This window comes from Mesorhizobium sp. Primo-A (genome assembly GCF_003997175.1).
Lineage (GTDB): Bacteria > Pseudomonadota > Alphaproteobacteria > Rhizobiales > Rhizobiaceae > Mesorhizobium > Mesorhizobium ciceri.
In genome coordinates this window covers 43,825-59,943 of the sequence record NZ_RZTG01000012.1, presented here as the reverse complement: position 1 = coordinate 59,943, position 16,119 = coordinate 43,825, and the positions used below count along the sequence as shown (strand labels likewise).

Genomic DNA, 16,119 nt, shown 5'->3' with positions numbered 1-16,119 from the left:
TCTCACATCCGAAACACGCCAAAGCGCGTGTCCTCGATTTCGGCGTTGAGCGCGGCCGACAGGCTGAGCGCCAGCACGTCGCGCGTCTTTGCAGGATCGATGATACCGTCGTCCCAGAGGCGTGCGGACGAATAGAGCGGATGGCCCTCATGCTCGTATTTCATCAGGATAGGCTTCTTGAATTTCGCCTCTTCCTCGGCGCTCCATTCTCCGCCCTTGCGCTCGATGCCTTCGCGTTTGACCATGGCAAGCACCGTTGCCGCCTGTTCGCCGCCCATCACCGAGATGCGGGCGTTCGGCCACATCCACAGGAAGCGCGGTGAATAGGCGCGGCCGCACATGCCGTAATTGCCGGCGCCGAACGAACCGCCGATGATGACAGTCACCTTCGGCACCCTGGCGGTGGCAACCGCCATCACCAGCTTGGCGCCATCCTTGGCGATGCCGCCTGCTTCATATTTTCGACCGACCATGAAGCCGGTGATGTTCTGCAGGAAGACCAATGGAATTTTGCGCTGGCAGCACAGTTCGATGAAGTGCGCGCCCTTCAGCGCGCTTTCGGAAAACAGCACGCCGTTGTTGGCGATGATGCCGACCGGCACGCCATGGAGATGGGCAAAGCCGGTGATCAGCGTGGTGCCGTAATTCTGCTTGAACTCGTCGAATTCGGAACCGTCGACGACGCGCGCGATGACCTCGCGCGCGTCATAGGGCTGGCGCAGGTCGGTCGGCACGATGCCATAAAGTTCATCCGCCGGATGAAGCGGCGGAATCGCTCTCCTAGAGTTCAGGCTTACAGTCTTGTTCCGATTCAGGTTCTTGACGATGCGCCGGCAGATGGCGAGGGCATGGTCGTCGTCCAGCGCATAGTGGTCGGCAACACCGGAAAGCCTGGTGTGCACATCCGCACCGCCGAGATCCTCGGCACTGACATCCTCGCCCGTCGCCGCCTTCACCAGCGGCGGGCCGCCGAGGAAGATGGTTGCCTGATTGCGCACCATGATCGTCTCGTCGGACATTGCCGGCACATAGGCGCCGCCCGCCGTGCACGAACCCATGACGCAGGCGATCTGCGGAATGCCTGATGCCGACATGTTGGCCTGGTTGTAGAAGATGCGGCCGAAATGCTCGCGGTCGGGAAACACCTCCTCCTGGTTGGGCAGATTGGCGCCGCCGCTGTCGACGAGGTAGATGCAGGGAAGATTGTTCTGCAGTGCGATCTCCTGCGCCCGCAAATGCTTCTTCACGGTCAGCGGATAATAGGTGCCGCCCTTCACGGTGGCGTCGTTGACGACGACCATCACCTCGGTGCCTTCGACGCGGCCGATGCCGGCGATCATGCCGGCCGAAGAGATCTCCTCGCCATACATCGACCATGCCGCGAACTGGCCGATCTCGAGGAAGGGTGAGCCGACATCCAGCAATTGCGCAAGGCGCTCGCGCGGCAGAAGCTTGCCGCGCGAGACATGGCGCTCACGCGCTTCCTCCGAACCGCCGAGCTCGACGGTGGCGGCCTTTTCCGCAATGTCGGCGACCAGCGCCCGCATGCGCTCGGCGTTGGCACGGAAGGTTTCGGAGGAGGGGGAGATCTGGGTTTGCAACGTGGCCATACCTACACCCCCTCCGCCATGATCTCGCGGCCGATCAGCCAGCGGCGGATTTCGCTGGTGCCGGCGCCGATCTCGTAGAGCTTGGCATCGCGCAACAGGCGGCCGGTTGGATAGTCGTTGATGTAGCCGTTGCCGCCAAGCAGCTGGATGGCGTCGAGCGCCATCAGCGTCGCCTTCTCGGCGGCAAACAGCACGCAGCCGGCGGCATCCTTGCGCGTCGTCTGGCCACGATCGCAGGCGGCGGCGACGGCATAGACATAGGCGCGCGCGGCATTCAGCGTCGTGTACATGTCGGCCAGCTTGCCCTGCACCAGTTGGAACTCGCCGATCGCCTGTCCGAACTGCTTGCGCTCATGCACATAGGGGATTGCCACGTCGAGGCACGCCGCCATCAGGCCGATCGGGCCGCCGGCAAGCACCGTGCGCTCATAGTCTAGGCCAGACATCAGCACTTCGACGCCGCGCCCTTCCTCATGCAGCACGTTGTCGAAGGGCACCTCGACATCCCTAAACACCAGCTCGCCGGTGTTGGAGCCGCGCATGCCGAGCTTGTCGAGCTTTTGCGCCACGGAAAATCCGGCAAAAGCCTTCTCGACGATGAAGGCGGTGATGCCGCGCGATTTCTGGTCCGGATCCGTCTTGGCATAGACCACCAGCGTCTCGGCGTCCGGCCCGTTGGTGATCCACATCTTGGTGCCGTTGAGCACGTAGCGGTCATTGCGCTTTTCGGCGCGCAGCTTCAGCGAGACGACGTCCGAGCCGGCGCCGGATTCCGACATCGCCAGCGCGCCGACTCGCTCGCCCGAGCACAGCGGCGGCAGGTATTTTTCCTTCTGCGCCTGCGTCGCCCAGCGGTTGATCTGGTTGACGCAGAGGTTGGAATGGGCACCGTAGGAGAGGCCGACCGAGGCCGAAGCGCGCGAAATCTCCTCGACGGCGATCACATGGGCGAGATAGCCCATGCCGCTGCCGCCGAAATCGGGGTCGGCGGTGATGCCGAGCAGGCCGAGCGCACCGAATTCGCCCCACAGATGCGCCGGGAATTCGTTCGAGCGATCGATGTCGGCGGCGATCGGCGCGATCCGGTCCTGGGCAAAGCGCCGCACCATGTCGCGCAGCGCCTCGATCTCTTCGTCATGCCCGAAGCTGAGCGTGTTGGTGTACATTTTTCTCCTCCCTGCGCATGACCTCGAAAATCGACTTTGATTTCGGAAAGGGATCATGCGCGAATCAAAATGCTGCAGCGTCCTTTGCGCGTCCGAAGGGACGCGCGGCGCCGTAGGCGTCGATCTTCGCGCCGACGAGCCGCATTGTCATTGAAAGATATGTTGTGGTCACTTCAGCGATCGACAGCCGTTCGCCCGGCCGAAACCAGACGATGACGCCGGTCATCATCTGGATCAGCGCCATGGCGGTCAGCCCGGTGTCGTCGATGCTGAAGGTGCCCGTCTCGGCGCCGTCGCGCAGGATGGTGCGCAGCTCCTTCTCGTAGGCAGTGCGCATGCGCAGGATCTGCGTCAGCCTTTCCGGCGACAGGCTGCGCAATTCCATGTTCGACACATGCGTGGCGTGCCGTCGCTCGATGTGGAAAGTGATGTGGTTTTCGACATAGGCCGAAAGCCGCTGCACGGGATCCGCATTAACCGGGCGAGCTGTTTCCCACGCTTCGGTCAAACCTTCCATGTGCTCGCGCATCAGCGTGAACAGAAGCTCTTCCTTGGTCGGAAAGTAGCGGTAGAGTGCGGCCGCCTGTACGCCGACCTCGGCGGCGAGCTGTCGCATCGACATCGCCTCGTAGCCAAAACGCGCGATCAGATTGACCGCCGCCTCACGAATGGTCGCTTCGGTCTTTTCGCCATCAGACCCGGCGGTGCGTGCCATGTCAGCTCCTCTGCGGAGCAATAATAAAACGAACGTTTAATTAATTCAAGGCGCTCAATCCAAATCCGCCTTCATGCCACGATTCTGAACCCAACAGAGGCGTTGTCTGCCTCCAACTCCTCGACGTCGACCTTGGAAACCAAAGCCCCGGCCGGCCCTTTCCAGAGGCGCTCGATCATTGTCGAGACCTCCTCATCGAGGCCTGCGATCTCGGCCGTTACGGACCCGTCCGCTTCATTGCAAACCCAGCCCGCAAGACCAAGGCCCGTGGCCTCATCCCGGGCCCAGGCTCTGAAGCCGACGCCTTGCACGTTACCGTAGACGCGTGCGTGCACTTTCCTGCGATGACCAGCCATGAATCTCTCCAAGCCTGTCTCGTTTTGAATCTGGCGCACGGCCTGAGGAATGCAACCTGCGCGCGGACGCAATAGCTGGGCCTTCCGGCTTTAGCTGGCCTTCTGGCCTTGAATTTAATTGACTCAGTCCACTAATTTAGGAAAATGGAACTGCTTTATTAGGAGCTGGCCGCAAATGTTGGACGAACGCAACGCATTGGTGGCCGATGTCCGGCGCTTCAATCGCTTCTACACGCGCACTGTCGGCCTTCTCGACGAGACGCTGACACAAAGTGCATTCACTTTGACCGAGGCGCGCGTGCTGTTCGAACTGGGTCACCGCAGCAACCCGGCTTCCGCCGAAATCGCCGGCGAGCGAGGTTTCCTGGTTGGGGCTTTTCGGCTCGAGAATGGCCCGGCGGCCTCCGAAATATCGAGACAATTGCGTGTCGATGCCGCCTATCTGACGCGGATCCTGCGCAAGTTCGCGGGCCAGGGGCTGACCGAGGCCAGAACGGACCCGGCTGACCGGCGCCGAAGGGTCCTCTCGCTGACCGCAAGGGGCGAGGCAGCGCTTGCCAGGCTGCAGGCGGCGGCCGATCGGGATACGGCGCGGCTGATCGAAAGCGTACCCGACGACAGGTTGCATGAACTGCGCAGCGCCTTGCGCAAGGCGGGGGAATTGCTGGGTGATCCCACCCGTGAAAGCGGCGAGGTGACGTTGCGGCCGCACCGCGTCGGCGATGTCGGCTGGGTCGTGCAGCGCCAGGCCCAACTTTATGCCGAGGAATATGGCTGGACGATCGAGTTCGAGGCCATGCTCGCCGAGATCGGCGCCGATTTCATTCGCAATTTCGTGCCCGGCCGCGATTTCTGCTGGATCGCCGAGCGCGGTGGTCAGCCGGTCGGCGCGGTGTTCCTGGTTCATCAGGATGATAAGGTGGCCAAGCTGAGAATGCTGCATGTCGAGGCGTCGGCGCGCGGCTTCGGCATCGGCAAACGACTGGTGGCGGAATGCGTGAACCAGGCCCGGGCTTGCGGCTACGCCAAGCTAGTTCTGTGGACCAACGACATCCTCGTTGCGGCGCGCGCGATCTACGAACGTGCCGGCTTCAGGCTGGTCTCGCAGGAGCACCACCGCAGCTTCGGCAAGGATCTGACCGGCCAGACCTGGGAAATGGATTTGTAGGCGGCTTTTGCTGCCGGTTGCGCGCCAGCGGTATCCTAATTACCCCGCGCTGCCGCCAAAGCACCGGGAAGTTCCTCGGCAAAAATGTCGAGCTCGTGATCGAGGCCGACGCTGACGCGGATGCAGCGGTCGAGCCGTGGCACCATCGGCTTGCGGATGAAGACGTCGCGTGACAGCAGGGCTTGCAGAACTTTCAGCGCGAAGGCGCCATCGCCGCAGCAATCGATGGTGACGAAATTGGTCGCCGACGCCAGTGGCTTCAGCCCGTTCGCCTCGGCAATGCCGGCGATGCGTCGGCGGCCGGCCGCGACCCGCGCCACCACGCTTTGCAGATAGTGCTGATCGGCGAGCGCCTCGACGCCGGCGATCTGCGCCATGCGGCTGACGCCGTAATGGTTGCGGATCTTCTCGAAGTCGCGGATCACCTGGGCCTCAGCGATCGCATAGCCGCAGCGTATGCCCGCCAGCCCGTACGCCTTCGAGAAGGTGCGCATGCGGATGACGTTTGGCCTGGAGATATCGATCGGCGGCAGCGCCGAGGCCGGCCCGAGTTCGCCATAGGCCTCGTCGAGCACCAGCATGGTGGTTTCCGGCAGCGCCTCGATGAAGCGGATGATCTCGCTCGCCTCCCACCAACTGCCCATCGGATTGTCGGGGTTGGAGAGATAGACCAGCGGGGCCTTGTCCCTGTGCACCGCCGCCAGCAGGCCATCCAGGCTTTCCCGGTCGTTCTCGTAAGGGACCGTCACCAGTCGTCCGCCGACACCGGCGATGTGGAAGTTGAAGGTCGGATAAGCGCCGAGCGAGGTGACCACAGCATCGCCGGGCGCCACATACATGCGTGCCACCAGGGCGAGCAGGCCATCTATGCCTTCGCCGACAACGACGTTCTCTGCTTTTACGCCGTGATGCGCGGCTACCGCCACCTTCAGATCGTGATTGTCGGGATCGCAATACATCCACATGTCGCCGGCGATCTCGGCCATGCGGGCGATGACGCGCGGCGAGGGACCAAAGCTGCTCTCATTGGCGCCGATGCGGGCGCGAAAAGCGCGGCCACGCTCGCGCTCCTGCGCTTCGGGGCCGACAAACGGCACCGTCGAGGGAAGCGCTGCGATGAGCGGCATGAGGGGAGGGCGCTGATGCATGGTGGAAGCTCGCTTGAAAGGGCCTTCTTGCTAGCGCGCCGGATGGGTCGGTGCAAGTTGCCGCTGGGCAGATCCGTAACGCTGGATTCTTTCGGCCGCTTTTGCTAGCGAGACGTGATGAACAACCGTCTGCCGCCTGCCTGGTCAAAGCACCTCAAGGTCCAAACCGGGCCGAAACCCAAATTCCCGCAGCCAAATCTGCGCAACGCAAATTCGCTTTCGCCTGCGCAGGCAGACGATGCGTTGCTGGAGCAGGCGTATCAGTTTCAGCAGGCCAAGCGGCTTAACGAGGCTCAGGACCTATGCCTTCGGGTGCTGGCGCGCACGCCTAACCATCCGCTCGCCCTGTATATTTTGGGGACCGTGTGCCTGGGCTACGACGATGAGGCGGCCTTGCGATATTTCGCACGAGCGATCGGCGAGGAACCAAAAAACCCCTACTACCACCTTGGTTTGGCTTCGGCCTATGTGAAGGTCAGTGAATATTCACCGGCAATCGAGCATATGCAGTATGCCTTGGAGTTGCAGCCAGGTCTCATCGAAGCGCTTTGTGCATTGGGGGACGCTTATATCCAGTTTGATAAACCCGACATGGCTTTGCCGCTCTATGAGAAGGCGCTGAAGATCAACCGCGATCATCCCAAAGTGCGGATAGGACTGGCCAGCGCGCTCAGCAGCCTGGGGCGCATGGACGAGGCCGCCGCCTTTCTTAAAGAAGCAATCGAACGTCGCATCGCAATGCCGACTGCCTACAACGACCTTGTACAGACGCAAAAGTTCACCGAAGAGCCAAAGGAACTACAATCCATCGTTGGTGAACTCGGCAATCCCAAGCTTGATCTGGACGGCGTAGAGAAGCTCCATCTGGCGGCCGGCAAGGTGCTGAACGACCTCAAGCGCTATAAGGATGCATTCGGCCATTTCAACAAGGCCAAACAGGCCTCGGGCCGCTACTTCGATATCGACCAATACCGTCGGTGGGTAGATTCACTGATTGAGACCTTCACGCCTGAGATGCTGGCTGCCAGGTCGGGTTACGGAAATCCTTCGGAAGTTCCTGTGTTCGTGGTCGGCATGCCGCGCTCGGGAACGACACTCACGGAACAAATTTGCGCAAGTCATCCCGATGTCCATGGCGCAGGGGAACTAAGCAAACTCAGAAGAGTCGCGAATGCGATCGACCTCAGAAAGTCATCGGCCGGGAGGCTAAACCATGCGATGGCGTCGATCACAGAACACCTGTCCGGAACACTGGCCGAAGAGCACCTGACCTATCTGAGGGAGCGAGCGCCTGCCGCGCTTCGGATCGTGGATAAGATGCCTCATAATTTTGAGCTGATCGGTCTTATCGCCGTTCTCTTTCCCAACGCGCGAATCATTCATTGCCGTCGTGACGCCATCGACAATTGCGTCTCTTGTTTTGTCCAGAAATTCGGCGAGGGGCACAGCTACAACACCGACCTGAAGACACTCGGCCTGTACTATCGAGAATATGACCGCCTGATGCAGCATTGGAACGAGGTTTTCCCGAACCTGATCTTCGAAAATCAGTACGAGACGCTGGTCGACGATCAGGAAGCGCAGTCACGCCGCCTCATCGATTACCTTGGGCTGCCCTGGGATGACGCCTGCCTGCGCTTTTTCGACAGGGATGGTTCGGTCAACACACCCAGTCGCTGGCAGGTTCGCCAACCGATCTACAAATCGTCGGTCAAGCGCTGGAAGAATTATGAAGGCGAGATCCAGCCACTCATCGATGCTTTGGGCGACTTGGCGGACACGTAACTCAGACCAGTCCTGCGTTCCGCTCATGCGCGCACGTCTCCTCGATTTGGTTGGCACTGCTGAGAAATAGAGCTGAAGAAGCTTACGGATGCGCGTGATTCCGCACCCGATGATCCCAACACAATCGCTCGGTTGGTCAATTGATTCTGCTGGTCGACACGCTCGAAGTGCTTGGCGCGAAAACTCACGCACTGCCGGACTGCCGGAGCTGCCGGGGCTCGGCTTCGTCGGCTGGCTATTGTCGCTCGCAAACCTTCAAGAAGTGCAGGGGCTCGGTCTCGGGGCGGCTCAACTGCATTTGACGAGTCTCTCGGAACCCGGCGTAAAAAACCCGGCGGTTGCCCGCCGGGTTTTCGATTTCGACAAGTCGAAATATATTAGAACGAGCGCTGGAAGCGGAGGAGGCCGCCGATGCTGTTCTTCTTGTCGGCCGGTGTGAACGATGGGTTAACATAGTTGACATCGCCAAATCGGCCTGCATGGAGGTAGTCGACTTCGGCCGTGACCGTGAAGCCCGGCACAACGTCGTAAGCGATGTTCGCGGCAACGCCGACGTTCTTCCAATCGTCAGCAGACACCTGAGCGTTGAACGAGGTTTTTTCGTTGAACTTGTAGGTGCCACCGCCCCACACTGCCCAATTGCCACCCCACATCTTGTAGAAGCCGCGACCGTTGGCGTCGACATGATTGCTGAGGTTATCGTTGAGATTGTCGTCCGAACCGTAGCCGCCCATGATGAACAGCGAGAGTTCGTTGGAGACGTTCACATCCAGGCGAACCTTGCCGGCCACTTCTTCGTAATTGCTGTCATAGGCGACGACACCGGTGATGGCGCCCCAGCCCTGCGTGTACTTCACGCCGCCGACGACATGCGGAACATAGCTGTCGATCGTGTCATTGGCGTTACCTTCTTCCAGCGAGACCACTGCCGAGAAGCCGTTGCCGGCGTCGAAGTAGTACTGGACGACGTTGGTGTCGAAATCGCCGTAGGGAACGAGCGTGTCGTTGATGACGTTGCCGGCGTAGCCGACGAACGTATCGAAGGCCGATTCGTCCTTACCGACGCGCAGGCCGCCGAGCTGGATCCAGGCGAAGTTCAGCGAGACGTCCCGGTTGTGGGCGGCGTTGACGTCCTCGAAGGCGTTGTCGTCGCCGAAGTTGAAGCGGGTCTCGGTGTAGGTCTTCAAGGTGCCGAGTTCGGTTTCCTGGCCTGTCCAGGTCTTCAGCGTGAAGCGGGTATTCTTCAGCCAGGTATTGTGGTCATCACCATCCTGGTGATCCGCGGCTTTTGCACCATCGAACGAACCGAGGTCGCCACCGCCGATGTCATAACGGACATAGCCGCCGACGCGCAGGCAGGTCTCGGTGCCGGGGATGTAGAAGTAGCCAGCGCCGTAGACGTCGCAAATCTTGACGTATTCAGCGGGTTCCGGCTCGGCGACGACGACGGCGTCGGCGGCGCGCGCACCGGAAACTGCGATCAGGGCCGCAGCGGAGCCGAGGAGAAGGCTCTTAATGTTCATTTTCTGACCTCCAGTCAGAATCGAGAACGGAGGTCGGTAAAACCCAGCTCTCATGTATTTTTTTCTTTATATTTCAGATGGATAGATAAAAAGGCCTTCAGCGGGGCTCTGTCCGCCAAAGCCGTTTACTGGCGAAAGCCTTGCCCGATCCGGTCTTGAAATATCGCTCGAACTGCCGTGCGTTGGTCTCGGTTTCGACCGCGATATAGGTCTTCAGGGCTACAGGCAGATAGGCTCTGGTCGAAGTCACATAGCCTGATTGATGCGATTCGAACCGGCGTCGAAGGTCGTTTGTCGACCCGACATAGACATCGCCATTATGAAGCTGCAGGAAATACACGTACCACATGGTCCCCGTACGCTACTTCGTAGCTTCGGGCGACACTCCCACGCCGATGCGGTTCCGGGTGGCCTGCCACCCGAAGCCCGCAGGGCGTAGGGTGGCGGAGAGGATGGGATTCGAACCCACGAGAAGCTTTTGACCTCTACTCCCTTAGCAGGGGAGCGCCTTCGACCACTCGGCCACCTCTCCGTTGCGCCGCTGGATAAAGAAAAGCGCCGGCACAATCAACAAGCCCGCATCATTATATGCAAAAATAAGAAGGCGCCGAACCGCGACCCCCATGGATGTGGCGGTTCTGCGGTTGTTTCCTGGCTAGCGACTCGGGAATTCGCCATGATTCCGTCGGCCCATCGCCGGATTCGCCGGCAAACAAGGGAGTGCGGCGGCCTGATGGTTAACGAGAGCTTTCTGAGTGAGGCCAAATCGTGTCATTTGTGCAACAACGCCGGGGGATAGCAGCCAGGCAGCCCTTTCACCGGTACGATCGTGGTTGAACCTCGCCGCCTCATGGGTAATGTCGATTTCGAAGGAGCGGCGCGGTGCGCATCTTTTTCGGTAGTGGGGATGGGGCAGGGAACGCTGTCCTTCAGCAAAGAATACCCAGACCCGTTTTTTAACTTTTGACTGGAGGTCAGAAAATGAACATTAAGAGCCTTCTCCTCGGCTCCGCTGCGGCCCTGATCGCAGTTTCCGGTGCGCGCGCCGCCGACGCCGTCGTCGTCGCCGAGCCGGAACCCGCTGAATACGTCAAGATTTGCGACGTCTACGGCGCTGGCTACTTCTACATCCCCGGCACCGAGACCTGCCTGCGCATCGGCGGCTATATCCGTTATGACATCGGTGGCGGCGACGTCGGCTCGTTCGATGGTGCAAGAAGCGCAGATCATCAGGACATCGGTGAGAGCAACGACACCTGGCGCAAGAGAGCCCGCTTCACGCTGAAGACCTGGACCGGTCAGGAAACCGAACTCGGCACCTTGAAGACCTACACCGAGACCCGCTTCAATTTCAGCAACACCCAACGCGATACGAGCCCGTTCATCAATGCTGCTGGCAACGAGCCTGTTTCGCTGAACTTCGCCTGGATCCAGCTCGGTGGCCTGCGCGTCGGTAAGGACGAATCGGCCTTCGATACGTTCGTCGGCTACGCCGGCAACGTCATCCAGGATACGCTGGTTCCCTATGGCGGCTTCGACACCAACGTCATCCAGTATTACTTCGATGCTGGCAACGGCTTCTCGGCTGTGGTTTCACTCGAAGAAGGCTATGGCGCCTACACGATCGACAGCTATGTTCCGCATGTCGTCGGCGGTGTGAAGTGGACGCAGGGCTGGGGTGCAATCACCGGCGTTGTTTCGTATGACAGCAACTACGAAGAAGTCGCCACCAAGGTTCGCTTGGACGTGAACGCGACGAACGAGCTGACGCTGTTCATCATGGGCGGTTACGGCACCGACGACAACTACACCGACGCAAGCTTGAATTTCCCTGCTGGTGGTCGCGGCATGTACAAGCAGTGGAGCGGCAATTGGGCACTGTGGGGCGGTGGCACCTACAAGTTCAACGAGAAGACCTCGTTCAACGCTCAGGTGTCATATGACGAGGGCAAGAACCTCGGCATCGCGGCGAACATCGCCTACGACGTGGTTCCTGGCTTCACGGTTACGGCCGAAGTCGATTACCTTAATGTCGGCAACGACACCGTGTCCAACTGGACCCATGCCGACAAGAAGAGCAACATCGGCGGTATCCTCCGCTTCCAGCGCTCGTTCTAAGGGCTGGTTCCTTACAGGTGAAATCCAGCCCGGGCGCGCAAACGCCCGGGCTGTTTTTGTTTCGTGACTGGATCAAGGCAAACGGAAGGATGGGGGTAACGGTAGCTGAATAAATCCGTGGGGTGGTTTCGTGGGATCCGCTGATGGGCGGATGAAATCACAACTGCGTGATTAAAATCTCTTGAAAGGACGCTTCCAAGCGGGTAGGGCTGACCTATCCCACTCGGGGGTGTGGCAAATGATGACGAACGAAGCGATTCAAGAGGGCGAGTCCTCTGATCATTTTTCGATGTTTTCTTCTCAAAGTCCGAAGATTCGATACACCTACAACAAGATTAGAGAAGTAAAATCGCATCGGGTCGGAGATCTTTTTTCAGCATATCGGGACATATTATGGGATGATGGGCGGCATAAGTATAATGTCAGCTCGTTCATCGGCGAAATAGACGAGATTCTCCTTGGTGAGCGTTTCAGCGCCTTTGACCAAAGTACCCTGGACAACCTTATCGGCACCCTGCGCCAGCGCGGCAACAGCAACGCAACCATCAATCGAAAGATGGCTGCCCTCAGCAAACTGCTGCGCAAGGCTCACAAGATGGGAGATATCCACAGCCTGCCCGAGTTCCGCCGCCAGAAGGAGCGGGCGGGTCGGATTCGCTTCCTCGAAAGGGACGAAGAGGCGCGCCTGTTCGCCGCCATCAAGAGCCGCAGCGAGGATGCCTACAGGCTTTCCGTTTTCCTGGTCGACACCGGATGCCGTCTCGGCGAGGCGCTTGGGCTGATCTGGAACGATATCCAGGAGCATCGCGTCTCCTTCTGGATCACCAAATCCGGCCGCAGCCGCACCATTCCGATGACCGAGCGGGTCAAGGAGGTCATCAAGCTGCCTCCCACCGAGGGTCGTCGGCCCAAAGGACCGTTCACCAAGCTCAGCCAGGCACAGTTCCGTGCCATCTGGAACGACGCGAAGGCCGAAGTCGGCCTCGGCGCCGACGATCAGGTGGTGCCGCACATATTGCGCCATACCTGCGCCTCGCGTCTTGTCCAGGGCGGCATCGACATCAGGCGCGTGCAGATGTGGCTCGGCCACCAAACGCTGTCGATGACGATGCGCTACGCGCATCTGGCCACCAACGATCTCGATGGCTGTGTCATCGTGCTGGAAACGCCTCGATCGACTCAGCCGGGCGGCAATTGCGCTGAAGGCCCCATGTTTTCTTCGCCCGTGACGACGCCTTCGTCGCCGACGGCAGAGCGGAAAAAGAGGGACGGGGCAGCCGCCGCCGCTAAGGAGTCGCCGAAAGCGACTCGGAAAAGTTCAAAAGCCAAGTAGGCTGAAGAAACTTGCCTATACTATCATAGCTATCCCGTGACCTTGTTCGGTCATGGGATTTACTTCAGGATATTCTTCCGCTCGGCCTGATCGAGAAAAGCGCCTATGTCGCCCGGTAGGCTGCCGGTCTCGAGGAACGGCGCATGGCCCTGACCCTCGACGGTGATCGTCTCCATCATGGAATGGCGCTCTCTCATCTGCTTGAGCGTGTCTGTGGACAGCAATCTCGAATTAACGCCCCGTATGGTGAGCAGAGGAATCGCGGCCAACGCCTCGAATTGCGGCCATAGGTCAGGCAGCTTCTGCGTCAGATCGAGACTGGCAACGGTATCCACCAGCTTCGGATCGAAATCCGGCACCAGCCCACCATCCGTTTCGCGGTAGAGAGCCCATACCATCCGATCCCAATCGGCGCCGGCAAGAGCGGAGAAGTCTTCGCCATGCACGCTGCGCTGGGCGGCCGCCGCCTGTGTGCGGGTTTTCGGTGCCGGGTCGCGCTCGAGATAAGACTGGATATGGGCAAGTCCGGCCGTCTCGATCATCGGTCCGATGTCGTTGAAAACAATGGCTTTCAGGACGGATGGCCGCATCGTCCCGAGCACATGGATGATCAATCCCCCGCGCGAGGTGCCGATGAAGGCCGCTTCTCCGATGTTCAGCGCCGCCAGCCCGGCGAGAATGTCGCCGGCCTCCACGCCGACATTGTAATTTTTGACGTCGGGATCATAAGCTGACTGCCCGCGCCCGCGGTAGTCGAAGGCGATGACCTTTCGTGGAGTTGCCGCATGCGTCGACAGATAGAGCGCCAGCTCGTGAAAATCCCTGGCATTGCGGGTCAGGCCAGGCAGGCAGACAACCGGCCAGGGTCCGGAATTGGCCTCGCCATAGACGCGCGCATGGAGTTTTAACCCGTCCGGTGCGCTGTAGAAGAAGTCGGAAAAAAGCTGCTCGCTTGCCATCGGAATGTGCGACCTCGCTGTATCAATCTGGACAGCTACAGGCGAGGGCAGGGATGGTCAATAAAAGGCGCTCTTGCCTTCTCCCACAAGTGGAGAAGGACAGAAAGGCTCAACTCCGCCCGTTCACCAGATCCCCGACAATGTCGTATTCGCCGGAAATACGCATCTTGTAGACCTCGTAATTCTCCATCACTCGCTGAACGTAACTTCTTGTTTCCGTGTAGGGAATCCGCTCGATCCAGTCGACGACCGCGTCGATGTCCTTGCCGCGCGGGTCGCCATATCTGCCCACCCACTGCCTGGCCCGGTTGGGGCCGGCATTGTAGCCGGCGAAGGTCAGCACGTAGGAGCCGTTGAAGCGGTCGAGCTGTTCGCCGAGGAAGGCCGAACCAAGCGTCGCGTTGTAGCCGGCATCGGTGGTCAGCCGTGTTTGCGAAAACTGCAGCCCGGCCTTCTTCGCCAATTGCCTTGCGGTTCCCGGCATCAGCTGCAGCAGCCCGCGCGCGCCGGCGCTCGACACGGCGCCGATGTTGAATTCGCTTTCCTGGCGGGCGATCGCATAGGCCAGCGCCTTGCCTGAGCCGGAAATGTCGGCCGAATCGGGAATGACGCCGAGCGGATGCGACAATGCGCCGACATCAATGCCGCGCGCCCCGGCGATCTTGCCGATTTTCAGCGCCATGAAATGGTTCCCTTGCTTTTCGGCAAGGACAGCGAGCAGCGCCAGTTCGCCTGGACTGGTCAACTGCCCGGCAAGGTCGCGATAGAGCGTCTCGGCATAGCGGTCGTAGCCCGCCTCCTGCAGCCGCTTGATGGCGCTGACGGCCTCGCGGCCGGCAAAGTTCTGCCGGTCGGCTGCGCTTGGCGAGGGATAGACGATGTTGAGCGCCTGCCGGCCGACACGTTCGGCGGCAAGCTGGCCGTAGAATGTCGTGCCGTAGGCAGCGGCGCGCGCAAAATAATCCTTGGCGTTGCCCGGGCCGCCGACTTCGGCGGCACGGCCGAGCCAGTAATACGCGCGCGACAGCGTCATCGGCCCTTGGGCAAGGTCGGCGATGCGAGCGAAATGCGTTGCGGCAAGCTTGGGGTCGTTCAGGCCGCGCAACGCGTACCAGCCGGCATGGAATTCGGCGTCGGCCGCATTGGTGGCACTTTCGGCAGCGTGTGTAGCGACGATCTTGTACGCGGCCTTCATGTCGCCCTGGTCGACCAGTTCACGCGACAGCACCCGGCGCTCGACCCACCAGGCATCCGGATCGACCAGAGCTTCGCGATCGGTCGGTGCCTGCATCACAATGGCTGCAGCGCCGGCAAAATCCTCCTGCTTGCGCAAATATTCGGCCTGCGCGAAGAAGTAGCCGGCCGAACGTTGCATTGCCGGCACGGCCTTCAGCAGCTTGGGCGCGTTCTTGTCGCCTTTGTCGGCCGCCGCCCATGCATCGGCGAGCTGCTGGGCGCCGGCGAGGCCGGCGACGCGCAGCGCGGAATTCGCGCGGTCGGCATAGAACATGCGCTCCATGCGAAAGCGGTGGTCCGCGGCCGGGATCAGGCTGCCGAATTCCTTGATCAGCGCCGCCTCGTCCTTGGCCTCCAGGATCGCGGTGCGCCAGAAGGGCGACAGCACGGAACGCGCCGCCTTGGTATTGCTGGACGCCACATAGGCGCGGGCGAGAACCATCACGCCTTCGAATGTCTGCGGCTGGCTGCCATCGAACGCCCTGATGACGATGTCGGGGGCAGGGTTCTCTCGATAGAGCGCGCGCTCGCTGTTCTTGCGCAGGGCTACGGTCCCCGGCCAGTTGGGCAGCATCTTGGCCGCAGCAGTGATATCGTCGCTCGGAACCTTGTCGCCGCCATAAAGCGCGATCGCCCAGGCAAGGATATGCTGGTCGAGCGACTGCGCCGGAAGGGCATCGCGCACGCCACGAGCGCGGAGACTATCACCCCGCGCCAACGCATCCAGTCCGCTTTTCAGAGGGGCGACGTCGGGCAAGGGCGCCTGTCGCGTTCTGTCCTGCAGGTCTGGCAGCGCAATTGCCGCGCCTGGAATCGGAATGGCTGAGGTGACCCGTGCGTCCACGCTGCCGCTGATCGCCATGCCCGGCATCAGCGCGAGCGCGGCGCCAAGCAGCGCGAGAAGGTGAGGCCGACCGCCCGGCATGATCCCTAAATCTTTCCTTGTCCTGGCATTCCACAAGCTGGCGAAGATGCCTCGAAGCCTAAACTTAGGTCGTGAAG

General features: G+C 60.7%; 13 protein-coding genes and 1 tRNA gene. 4 read left to right on the top strand and 10 right to left on the bottom strand.

The features are described from left to right. Positions 1-2: 2 nt before the first annotated feature. The 4 genes from EOC83_RS22240 to EOC83_RS22225 all read right to left on the bottom strand — a co-directional run bounded on the left by EOC83_RS22240 (position 3) and on the right by EOC83_RS22225 (position 3,847). Positions 3-1,610 carry a carboxyl transferase domain-containing protein gene (locus EOC83_RS22240; RefSeq protein ID WP_013532608.1) on the bottom strand — a complete coding sequence of 536 codons (1,608 nt, stop codon included), beginning with the start codon at positions 1,608-1,610 and terminating at the stop codon, positions 3-5. Between the two features lie 2 nt (positions 1,611-1,612). Then, entirely contained in the window at positions 1,613-2,776 is a 1,164-nt protein-coding gene (locus EOC83_RS22235) for an isovaleryl-CoA dehydrogenase (protein ID WP_013532607.1), read from the bottom strand. A gap of 64 nt (positions 2,777-2,840) precedes the next feature. Beyond that, entirely contained in the window at positions 2,841-3,491 is a 651-nt protein-coding gene (locus tag EOC83_RS22230; protein ID WP_013532606.1) for a TetR/AcrR family transcriptional regulator, read from the bottom strand. A gap of 71 nt (positions 3,492-3,562) precedes the next feature. Beyond that, on the bottom strand, positions 3,563-3,847 hold the full coding sequence (locus EOC83_RS22225; RefSeq protein WP_013532605.1) for an acylphosphatase: 285 nt from the start codon (positions 3,845-3,847) through the stop codon (positions 3,563-3,565). A 175-nt stretch (positions 3,848-4,022) separates the two neighbouring features. Here EOC83_RS22225 and EOC83_RS22220 point away from each other — a divergent pair, with 175 nt between their 5' ends. Then, positions 4,023-5,015, top strand: coding sequence for a helix-turn-helix domain-containing GNAT family N-acetyltransferase (locus tag EOC83_RS22220; RefSeq protein WP_013532604.1), 993 nt, complete (start codon positions 4,023-4,025; stop codon positions 5,013-5,015). Between the two features lie 35 nt (positions 5,016-5,050). Here the strand turns inward: EOC83_RS22220 and EOC83_RS22215 are convergent, their stop codons facing one another. Then, positions 5,051-6,163: a pyridoxal phosphate-dependent aminotransferase gene (locus EOC83_RS22215; RefSeq protein WP_013532603.1), complete on the bottom strand. Its 1,113-nt coding sequence runs from the start codon at positions 6,161-6,163 to the stop codon at positions 5,051-5,053. 117 nt (positions 6,164-6,280) lie between these two features. Here EOC83_RS22215 and EOC83_RS22210 point away from each other — a divergent pair, with 117 nt between their 5' ends. Further along, positions 6,281-7,948 carry a sulfotransferase gene (locus EOC83_RS22210; protein WP_013532602.1) on the top strand — a complete coding sequence of 556 codons (1,668 nt, stop codon included), beginning with the start codon at positions 6,281-6,283 and terminating at the stop codon, positions 7,946-7,948. A gap of 377 nt (positions 7,949-8,325) precedes the next feature. Here EOC83_RS22210 and EOC83_RS22205 read toward each other — a convergent pair whose 3' ends face one another. The 3 genes from EOC83_RS22205 to EOC83_RS22195 all read right to left on the bottom strand — a co-directional run bounded on the left by EOC83_RS22205 (position 8,326) and on the right by EOC83_RS22195 (position 10,003). Then, entirely contained in the window at positions 8,326-9,471 is a 1,146-nt protein-coding gene (locus EOC83_RS22205; protein ID WP_013532601.1) for a porin, read from the bottom strand. A 97-nt stretch (positions 9,472-9,568) separates the two neighbouring features. Next, on the bottom strand, positions 9,569-9,820 hold the full coding sequence (locus tag EOC83_RS22200; protein ID WP_013532600.1) for a GIY-YIG nuclease family protein: 252 nt from the start codon (positions 9,818-9,820) through the stop codon (positions 9,569-9,571). 92 nt (positions 9,821-9,912) lie between these two features. Then, a tRNA-Ser gene (locus EOC83_RS22195) sits at positions 9,913-10,003 on the bottom strand. Positions 10,004-10,452: 449 nt separating this feature from the next. Between EOC83_RS22195 and EOC83_RS22190 the strand changes: the two genes are divergently transcribed. Both EOC83_RS22190 and EOC83_RS22185 read left to right on the top strand, forming a co-directional pair. Further along, positions 10,453-11,589, top strand: a complete 1,137-nt coding sequence (locus tag EOC83_RS22190; protein ID WP_013532599.1) for a porin — start codon at positions 10,453-10,455, stop codon at positions 11,587-11,589. A gap of 238 nt (positions 11,590-11,827) precedes the next feature. Further along, on the top strand, positions 11,828-12,922 hold the full coding sequence (locus EOC83_RS22185) for a site-specific integrase (protein ID WP_013532598.1): 1,095 nt from the start codon (positions 11,828-11,830) through the stop codon (positions 12,920-12,922). 59 nt (positions 12,923-12,981) lie between these two features. Here EOC83_RS22185 and EOC83_RS22180 read toward each other — a convergent pair whose 3' ends face one another. Both EOC83_RS22180 and EOC83_RS22175 read right to left on the bottom strand, forming a co-directional pair. Then, positions 12,982-13,881 (bottom strand): alpha/beta hydrolase, encoded by a 900-nt coding sequence (locus EOC83_RS22180; protein ID WP_013532597.1) that lies wholly within the window; start codon positions 13,879-13,881, stop codon positions 12,982-12,984. A gap of 109 nt (positions 13,882-13,990) precedes the next feature. Further along, on the bottom strand, positions 13,991-16,042 hold the full coding sequence (locus tag EOC83_RS22175; protein ID WP_013532596.1) for a lytic transglycosylase domain-containing protein: 2,052 nt from the start codon (positions 16,040-16,042) through the stop codon (positions 13,991-13,993). Positions 16,043-16,119: the final 77 nt, after the last annotated feature.